Source organism: Natronococcus pandeyae, from assembly GCF_008122205.1.
GTDB classification, from domain to species: domain Archaea; phylum Halobacteriota; class Halobacteria; order Halobacteriales; family Natrialbaceae; genus Natronococcus; species Natronococcus pandeyae.
The window spans coordinates 1-9,436 of sequence record NZ_PHNJ01000033.1 but is presented as its reverse complement, the minus strand read 5'-3'; the positions used below and the strand labels follow the sequence as shown (position 1 = coordinate 9,436).

Below are 9,436 nucleotides of genomic sequence, written 5' to 3'. Positions count from 1 at the left end.
TAAAGGCTGCCGTCAGAAACATTGAGCAAGCTGCGAGGATCTAACACCACTGATCTCACGCGTCTAAACAAGCCCCACAGCGCGTATCGTTCATAGAATCCGGGTCGAGTTTGTTGTTACGAAGCGGAGAGACCGGTGTCGAGTATCACCTGTCGTTCGATGAGAACGAACCCGACGAAGATGACGAGGAAGCCAGCCAGGCTCACGGTCGTCAATCTGTTGTCGAACAGGATCAGTCCGAGCGGTGCTGCGACGATCGGTTGCAGGTAGAAGTTGAGACTCGTCCGTGCCGGTCCGATTCTGTCGATGAGTTCGAAGTGGACGGCGTACAGGACGGCTGTCGCGAGGAGGCTCGTGATGAGGACGCCAGCGATGGCAGCGGACGTCCACGTGATTTCGGTCAGTGAGTGGCCGAAAACGCCTGCGATGCCGTGGTTCACGACCGCAGCGAGGAGCACTCCCCACGCGGTAAGTGCGAGTCGTGGAAGGGCAGGCTGCACTCGTTGGGTCAGCACGGTACCAAGTGCGAATATTGCGACGCTCCCGATCATCAGTCCAAATCCGATGAGACGGTCTGCGTGAATGGCTGCTGTCGATGGTTGTGCGACGATACCGACGCCGACGAATCCGAGGAAGATGCCGAGCGCGTCGACGAGGTCGAGCGACACCGTTGACAACAGGAGAACGGCAAAGCCCGTTGTCAGGATCGGCATGAAACTGTAGGCAATCGCACCGACAGCACTCGTGACGTACTGCTGTCCAGCGAAAAGGAACGTGTTCATGACACCGAGCGTGAACACGCCAGTCAACGCGACGCCGAGCAAATCACGGCGCGTGCGAGGGAGCCAATAGTCCAAACTCCATCCGGCGACGGCGACTAACGCCACGCCCGCGATGTCGAGCCGGAGTGCCGCGAACAACAACGGCGGCACGTCCGGCATGCCCAGTTTCGCACCGACGAAGACCAACGCGCCACAGACACTGTACATGCCGAACAAAAGCAGGTTCTGATACTCGGCCCTCACCGGTTTCGCCTTCCATTCGCTGATTCATAAATCACGTGACGGCGACTGTCGGTTCTGTGACGCCAGTTCGTTACCGACCACACTGGCCTACTCGTCGGGTCCGCACACCTACCGAACCGGCGTTCCGCCTCGGTCACGTGAAACGACCTGCGACAGCCTGCTGAATTCATCCTCTGAGCCTTGTTTAGACGCAGCGGAAACTGGCTCTAACGCTTTGTTCTCGAAGTGCGAACCACCCATGAGGTACTCGCTACGGGGTTCTGATCAGTTGAAGTGGCTCCTGACCCGCTCGTTTGGAAGTGTCTAAACAAGGCTCATTCTCTATATTCAGCAGGCAGATTCTGACAGAACGTGAATAGAAGAGTCTGTCTCTGCTGAATACAGGGCGCGAATCTCGTACGAGACTCAGTTTGATTCGGGAAGGTCGTGATCGTTTAGATCAGCAGGGTACACGATCCATAAGCATTAGATATCTACCTCAACTCTATAGTAAGATGAGGATTGCAATAGTGTTTCAGGTATGTTTTGTTACTATATGGCACACGATGTCGATCGACGAACGGTCCTAACTGGGACAGCGGTAGGAATCGGACTGACAACGATTGGAACCGTAGGTGCGGACGAAGACGAGTTAGTCCGGTACATTGTCACAGGGGGCAATCCGAACCAGCTCGAACGTCAGGGATTCACGGTCGTCCATGAAATAACTCGGGCAAACGTCTACCTCGTGTTAGGGCCCGAGGACGAAGATCCAGCCGATGTGAACGGCGTTGATGCGGCCTTCGAGGATTTCGCATACGAACTCGACATTCCCGAAGGGCCTACTGACGCGGATGTAGAAGGGGATCTTGCAGATGAGCAATGGGACAAGCACCTCATCGAGGCGTTCGATGCCCATGAGCACGCGACTGGTAACGGGACGCAGATAGGCATCCTTGACACCGGTGTTTACGACGGCCACCCAGACTTAGGCAACGTCGATGTGGATGCCAGCCGGTCGTTCATCGATTGGGAGGAGTCGGGGCACATCGGAGACGTCCACTGGCACGGAACGCACGTCGCTGGTATCGCCGGTGCAACTGGCGACGTAGGCGTCACCGGCGTTGCGCCGGACACGGAGCTCGTCTCGCTACGGGTGTTTCCCCAGGAACCACCGCTGCTTGCGGGTGTCGGTGACAGTTTCCTGGCACTCGACTACGCTGCCGAAATCGGTCTTGACGCCGTGAATATGAGCATCGGGAGTCCCCCACAGCGCCCGGAGGACAACCAAGAGGGATTCCGGATCGCCCGCCAGCGGGTGATCAGAAGCGTCAAGCAACGCGGGACGGCCGTCGTCACGAGCGCGGGGAACGACAGTCAGAATCTCCAGCAAGAGGGCTGGCTGGCGCTCTGGGGTAGCCTGTCGAATACGATGTCGATCAGTGCAACTACCGAAGCCGATGAACTCGCCGACTTCTCGAACTTCGGCGCGAACGAAATCACCGCCGGCGCACCCGGAGAGCTGGTTCTCTCTACATTTGATCCCGACAATCAGGCCCTCCCTGATGCGATGTACGCGTCTGCATCCGGCACCTCAATGTCCGCGCCGCAGGTTTCGGGGCTCGTCGGCCTTGTCCGCGAACTTGATTCGGATGCAAATGCGAATCAGGTCGAGAACGTGATTGAGCGTGGTGCAGAAGACAACGGTCGCGGTGACCCAGAAACCGGCGCTGGCCGGATCAACGCGCTCGATACTGTAGAGATAGTGTAGAATAAACAAGCAATTATTTTCGTTCAGTGTTTTGTTCCGCTCTGTTTGTATGTGCTGAATAGATTATTGAGGAAATATTTCCGTATTAATACTTTGGAACAAACAAAAGGTTCTGCTGAGCTCATCCTCTGTATCTTGCACACCGTTTGTTCCAATATTCGAGCAGATCCTCATTCATCGCGTTACACTGCTCCCCTGTACTGGCCGGAACCGGGTCTATATGTATCACCGACTGCGAATTTTAATAAAGTCAAATCGGCTCCATCTCTGCAAAGAGCTACCCGGTCACGTACTACTGCCTGTACTGCGAGACGCTTGTTGCGTTCGAACCAAGGGCTAGCTCGAGGACACGTCGGTGGCGCCGTACTGCTTAGGGGAGTATAACCTACTCAGAACGAGCCCGACTGCTATCTTTCTTCAAGGAGAGAATCCCGCCGTTCACGGCGAGGAGGAGGTTACCTCTCGATACAATAGCTTTTCCGTGTGGCACACTTCCTATTCGTATGACGATAGATACTGGCGATTCTGTGACGCTTGAGTACACAGGGCGACTTGACGATGAAACAGTGTTCGACACCTCCCGAAAATCCGTCGCCGAGGAGACAGGCCTCGCCGAGGCCCAGCCCGACCGGGAGTACGCGCCGTTGACGGTCGATATCGGTGACGAGCAGGTCATCGAGGGAATGGAGGAGGGACTGATCGGCTTAGAGGCTGGGACGACAGAAACCCTGACGATCCCGCCGGAGAAGGCCTATGGCGAGCCCAGCGACGATAATATTCAGGAGTTTGAAACCGAGAATCTCCGAGAGATGCTCGGCGGCCAGACGCCTGAAGAGGGCTCCTATCTTGAGGCCCAGAACGGCACCCACGGCGAGGTTGTCCACGTCGACGAGGAGGTCGTCCGGGTGAATTTCAATCCTCGTCTCGCCGGCGAAACGCTGACGTTTGAAGTCGAAATCATCGACGTCAACTGAGCTCGAACGAGGCATTTCCAGCAGAACGGTATAACCATCATTCCCGCAACTTACTGGCTTGGCCCACCAATCGGAAGTGTGCCTTGACTATGGACAAGAGAGATACTCTCCAGTCACCGGCAGACTCCCCCAACAGGGATCAATCGATTCATTGCACTGCTTGTGAATCTTCTCTACAGTCACCGGGAAGAGAAAGCATCTCATTCCTGCTTCTTGATCAGTTTACAATACCACTCGTCGGGTGTGACAACCACCTCGAAGAGTTCTGTTCCATCTGCGGCCTCGCTACCGAAGGAAGCGCCGAACTTCTCAACCACCGCCCGGCCGGCGGAGTTCACTGTCCGAGTTGTCGCCATGCACCGCACAGGCCACACCAATCGATCATCCCAGTTGGGGGCGGTGGGCTGGCTATACTCGCATGCTCGACCCATCAGTCAGACATACTCGATCGGTTCCGCACAGGCCTGCAGATACGACACCATCTCAATTCCTCACTTGACGCGTTCTCCACTAACCCATGACGGAGGCTAAGCCGGCCGAGTGATTGGAACTCCTGTCTGCTAACTTCACGCTTTGAGTCGGTCATGTCGTTTTTGACAGGAACCGGGTAGTTCGTTCAGTGTGTGCTGAACTCACAGCGCTAGTGCAGCACGAACTGAAGGGTGAATAGCGAGATCCGTGATCGATCTCTACTGGCACATATAGTCTATTCGGAATTCAGAGATAGTCATCCATCTACCACTATCGTCGTGTCATGAAATCATTCTCAAGTATCGTCACCGGATTATATGGAATGCTGGTGTGTGAACGTGTGAGTCGGTCCCAATTGCTGCTGTGGGCCACTTAGAGAGGCACGAGCCATGAGCAACGAAACAAACCACACGACGACAGAAGGTAGTCAGGAAAGCGATACGGATAGCAGTGTAGTATCGATCGCAGAAGATGCCTACCTCTACGGACTCCAGCAGGTCATCTACTACGTGACGCGCTTCAACTACACGCAGAAAGAGGACAGCAACTTCTTCGTGGGCGTCAATCGGTTGTACTACCCCAACGAGGGCCGACCGATAACGGCCGACTTCACGGCTGTCGTCACTCCGAACGCCACCACCCTATATGGAATGGGCGCCCTCGACCTGCAGGACGGCCCCATCGTCATCGAGATGCCCGAGGTTACCGACCGCTATTTTCGCTCCAGTTGATGAACCAGTATGGGATCTTTCCCCTCTACGCCGGGAATCAGTTCAACGGCACTGACGCGCGATCGTACCTGATCCTGCCGGACGACTACGAGGGCGAGATTCCAGGCGACTTCGCCGCGACCGACGTCGTCCAGGCAAGGACGAATACTCTGTTTACGAACGTTCGGTACGCGCTGGGCGATCCCACGGACGAATCCGAGATCGCGTACGTCAACGACCTGCAGGAGCAGACGACCATCACCCCGCTCAGCGAGTGGCTCGAAAACGACCGCTCGGGCGTGCCGCGGGCGGAACAGTTAGTCGTCCCCGGCGACTACGAGACGATCCCGCGAATGGCGGAGCTCACAGAGCAGCAGGTCGAAAATCAGACCGCAGCGGACTTCTTCACCCTCCTCGACCTCGCCCTGAACGACTCGAGCATGTCGCTCATCGACGACTCCCTCAAGGAGGCTGCGATGCTCGAGCGGCTGGAACAGATCGGAATCGGCCCGGGACTGGAGTTCGACTGGTCCGGCCTCGAAACTGACGTACAGGAGGCGCTGACTAATGGGTTCGAGAACGGGTTCGAGCGCGTCAGAGCCGCCGTCGTGGAAGGTAACAGCGACATCATGGTCGACATGAATGGCTGGAACGTTATTCAGAACACCGGGGACTTCAGAACCGACTGGTTGACCCGGGCCGCCATGGCCGACTTCGGCTTCGCGGGCCCCGACTCGCCCGCGTCTCACGTCGGTGGGATCATATTTACCGACGCGAACGGCGACCCACTGGACGGGTCGAATCGGTACACAATCACGTTCGACCTCGAGGACCTGCCGCCAGTCACCGAGTTCTGGGAGATTCCGATCTACGACGCGCAGGGCTACTTCGTCGAGAACGAACTCGACCGTTACAGCATCAACAGCTACATGCTCGAAGAAGGGCTGTTGCACACCGACGGTGACGAACTCGTCATTTACGTGCAACACGAGGAACCGGACGATCCCGAGCAGGCGACGAACTGGCTGCCAGCTCCCGAAGGGGGCATGCGCTTTACAGCGCGGTTCTTCGGTCCCCACTGGTCGCTGATCGACGGGTCCTACGACATGCCCGAAGTCGTCCCTGTGGAGGAGTGAGAGCTTCTCCCTTCATCCCCGACTAGACCGTTGCCTTGCATTTTCTGTATCCAGCACGCCGTCTTTGCCAACGACTCGGGAGTTCGGTCAGAGGCTGCTGAATAGACGGCTCGAACGCAGCACAAACTGAGAATTGTGACCGATCGCTACAGCTACAGGTAGTCGATCGCGAAGTCAGAGATGGTTGTCAAGCTAACACCACCATCATGTCATGAAATTATTCTCGAGTCTCGTCGCTGCTTTATATGAAATGCCGGTGTGCGGTTGTCTGAGTCGGTCCCAAGCGCTGCAGTGGGACACTCAGAGAGACACGAGCCATGAGCAACGAACCACCAGACACGACGGGGGGTCGGACTTCGAACCGCTGCGAGCAACCCGCCGAGCCGCGCTTCGCGGGGCAGGCCTCGCCGGCGTACTCGCGCTGGGTGGTAGCAGTGCCACTGCCAGCCAAAACTTCTCGGAGGAGAACATCTAGAGAACTGAAAACGATAAGTCAACAGATGACGAGACAGTCTCCGTAACATGGGAGAACTTCCCACGGTCAGAGATACATCTAATAATGGAGAACATCGTCGAACAGGGCGGGTTCGGCGAGCTTCATCATTTCCGAACGGTAGTCGAACCTGACGTGCGGTTCTTAGCCTTACCCAATCGTGACACGTTCTACTCAAGTGGAGTCTTCGACCTGACCGAGCCGGTCACCGTTACCAAACCGGACGTCGGTGACCGCCACCAGTCGATGGTTGTCCTCGATGAGGACGCGTATGTGAAAGAGACGCACCACGATCCCGGCGAGTACACGTTGACCCGGGAGGAGATCGGGACGCGGTACACGTGGGTCATGATCCGCACGTTCGTCGACCCGACCGATCCGGACGACGTCGAGACCGTCCACGGATTACAGGACGAACTCTCAGTGAGCCAGGACTCGACCGGCACGTTCGAGGTCCCCAACTGGGACCGCCAAGCACACGACGAACTCTTCGCCGCGCTCGTTACACTCATGAAAACGATGGACGACTTCGGCGGCGGGATTGGCGACGTCGATGAGGTCGACCCCGTGGAGTACTTGCTCGTTAGTGTGACACCGAGCGGAGTTCCGCAGCCAGACACGATCTATATGCCAGAGGTCCCCGACCAGAACGACGGCGACACGCCACACACACTCACCGTCGACGACGTCCCCGTCGACGGATTCTGGTCAGTCACCGTCTACAACAGAGACGGGTTTCTCGAGGAGAACGAGTACGACGCGTACTCGTTCAACAACGTGACTGCAGAGCCGGACGATGACGGCAGTATCACGATTCACTTCGGTGGTGACCCTGATCAACCGAACTTCCTCTACACCCCGGAGGAGTGGTTCTACCTGGTCCGGCTCTACGGGCCCCGCGAGGAGATTCTCGACGGGAGCTATCAGTTCCCCGAGGCCGAACCGCTCGAGTGACCCGGGCGCGGAGATCGATGTTCTGGCGTCTGAATCAGCGTGACTCGACCATCGCTCGTCGTTCGTTTCGTACTGACGGTCGTGCTGACCTCATTCTCTGGATATTACACGCTGTTTTTGGCAGTAGAATCACAGGCTCAACTTCACGCAATACATCGTACACCTGTGCTTAGCGTTCGTCGGGTAGCCGCAGGGAAAGTATGCGAACCGTTCTATGCCACTCTGCAGTTTCTATAGTTAAATCGAGTTACCAAACCCGTCCGAGAATCCACCCAAAGTCGGACGAGATCGGACCTCTTCACCCCTCTGAACCACCAAAACTTCTACCACACTTCCACGAAATTGGCCGGATAGCGAGCATTCCGGACATGAACCTACAACAGCACGAGAAGCGAGACGACATGAAGGTCTGGCTCAGCCAGAACGAGGTCGAACTCCTCCTCGAGAGAGCCAGCGATACACAGCAGCGAATCGCGTTCGCACTCGGAGCTCGCTGCGGTCTTCGATCGCACGAGGTCCTGGACGTCGCACCGGAGGACGTCGTCGACACTGACGCCGGGACGATCCTCCGCGTGTGGGAGGGGAAGGGCGACCAGTTCAGAGAGACGCCCGTGCCGCGCGATCTCGCGACGACCATCGACACGATCGACGACTATCGCGACGCGTCCTCGAGCTCGCCACTCGTCGAGGTCTCGAGCACCCGATCACTCCGGCGGTGGATCCGGTCGGCTGCCGATCAGCTCCGAGAGGAGACCGATGATCGGGGCTGGGCGTATCTGGCGTTCCACGATCTCCGGCGGACCTGGGCGACCGCCCTCTCGTCGGCAGACGTCGATCCGCTACTGGTCTGTGACTGGGGCGGGTGGAACGATCTCGAGACGTTCCTCGAGCACTACCGGGGGAGATACAGTCCCGAAGCCCAGAAGCGAGAGCGAGGGAAGGTGAGCTGGCTCTAAGGCTCACTGCCGCTGAACAGCGTAGGCTGGTTATCGAAAATACCGAGTGTGGCATCAGGCTGTTCTGTGAGATACGCCGGGATATCCGATTCTTACGGCCTTATTGAAAGACCCCCACGGTAATAGGTTTCAGAGTCTCTGCTGAATACAACTCGCGGGCCTTGTTTAGACGCGACCGAAATCGGCGCTAGCGCTTCGTTCTCAAAGTATGAAACCGTACTGTGAGGTGCTTACCACCGGATTCTGTTCAGTCAAAATGACTCCTGACCCGCTCATCCGGGAGCGTCTAAACAAGGCTCAACTCGCGGATTCATCACGCTGTGTCGGTCAGGACTAACGAAGTCAGCACGTGCTGGTGAGCCAGTATACTCGTCACAATTCGCCGCTTCGACGCACGGAATAACTATTGGACGAGCTAACGGACGTTTATCAGATGAGCACGAACAGCGATCAAAAGCCTCAGAACCGTCCAGTTCCCCTTCGACTGCTGATGGCCTGTTTGCTGTTTCTCGGTATCAGTGCTATCGGTGGTGGTGGTCAATTTCTCTTAAATCCAACCGGAGATATAATCGGTATGCCGGTAGACGTCTTAGCTGGCTCACCGTTTACAGATTTCCTATTGCCGGGGATGATTCTCTTCACCGCTTTGGGACTCTTCCCACTCGTTGTCCTTTACGGCCTCTATACAGAGCGCCGTTGGGCGTGGCCCGCTGCGATTATGGTCGGGATTGCGTTAATCGTCTGGATTGTTGTTCAAGGATTGATCGTGGGCTTCGGGCACTGGCTACAGTGGCTGTATCTTAGCTTAGGATTCGTCCTCATTCTTCTCGCGTTGCTTCCATCAGTGAGGCAGACAGTCTGAAGCGATTCTTCTCTAAGTGTGCTGTATACATCCTCTGGGCCTTGTTTGAACGCGTGATTTCACGGGTGTGAGTCCTCTATTGCGCGTTCGATGTTGCGGACGGCG

At 56.7% G+C, this 9,436-nt stretch carries 8 protein-coding genes and 1 pseudogene; 7 read left to right on the top strand and 2 right to left on the bottom strand.

Translation table 11 applies throughout. From position 1 onward, the window contains the following. Nucleotides 1-116: 116 nt before the first annotated feature. A complete protein-coding gene (locus CV102_RS25515; protein ID WP_148860809.1) occupies nucleotides 117-989 on the bottom strand; it encodes a DMT family transporter in 873 nt (290 codons plus the stop codon). Nucleotides 990-1,560: 571 nt separating this feature from the next. Here CV102_RS25515 and CV102_RS25510 point away from each other — a divergent pair. Further along, nucleotides 1,561-2,775, top strand: a complete 1,215-nt coding sequence (locus tag CV102_RS25510; protein WP_148860808.1) for a S8 family peptidase — start codon at nucleotides 1,561-1,563, stop codon at nucleotides 2,773-2,775. A 503-nt stretch (nucleotides 2,776-3,278) separates the two neighbouring features. Further along, on the top strand, nucleotides 3,279-3,749 hold the full coding sequence (locus CV102_RS25505) for an FKBP-type peptidyl-prolyl cis-trans isomerase (RefSeq protein WP_148860807.1): 471 nt from the start codon (nucleotides 3,279-3,281) through the stop codon (nucleotides 3,747-3,749). Nucleotides 3,750-3,949: 200 nt separating this feature from the next. Here the strand turns inward: CV102_RS25505 and CV102_RS26340 are convergent, their stop codons facing one another. Further along, the gene (locus CV102_RS26340; protein ID WP_187433122.1) at nucleotides 3,950-4,087 is read right to left on the bottom strand and encodes a hypothetical protein; all 138 of its coding nucleotides are present in this window, start codon (nucleotides 4,085-4,087) and stop codon (nucleotides 3,950-3,952) included. Nucleotides 4,088-4,609: 522 nt separating this feature from the next. On the opposite strand from CV102_RS26340, the pseudogene CV102_RS27330 reads away from it, so the two are divergent. The 5 genes and pseudogenes from CV102_RS27330 to CV102_RS25480 all read left to right on the top strand — a co-directional run. Continuing rightward, nucleotides 4,610-5,136 (top strand): annotated as a pseudogene (locus tag CV102_RS27330) (DUF1254 domain-containing protein); the annotation flags it as partial. A gap of 147 nt (nucleotides 5,137-5,283) precedes the next feature. Further along, nucleotides 5,284-6,066 carry a DUF1214 domain-containing protein gene (locus CV102_RS25495; protein WP_394349522.1) on the top strand — a complete coding sequence of 261 codons (783 nt, stop codon included), beginning with the start codon at nucleotides 5,284-5,286 and terminating at the stop codon, nucleotides 6,064-6,066. A 559-nt stretch (nucleotides 6,067-6,625) separates the two neighbouring features. After that, entirely contained in the window at nucleotides 6,626-7,513 is an 888-nt protein-coding gene (locus CV102_RS25490) for a DUF1214 domain-containing protein (protein WP_233710824.1), read from the top strand. A 368-nt stretch (nucleotides 7,514-7,881) separates the two neighbouring features. Continuing rightward, the gene (locus tag CV102_RS25485) at nucleotides 7,882-8,469 is read left to right on the top strand and encodes a tyrosine-type recombinase/integrase (RefSeq protein WP_148860805.1); all 588 of its coding nucleotides are present in this window, start codon (nucleotides 7,882-7,884) and stop codon (nucleotides 8,467-8,469) included. A 433-nt stretch (nucleotides 8,470-8,902) separates the two neighbouring features. Beyond that, a complete protein-coding gene (locus CV102_RS25480; RefSeq protein WP_148860804.1) occupies nucleotides 8,903-9,331 on the top strand; it encodes a hypothetical protein in 429 nt (142 codons plus the stop codon). Nucleotides 9,332-9,436: the final 105 nt, after the last annotated feature.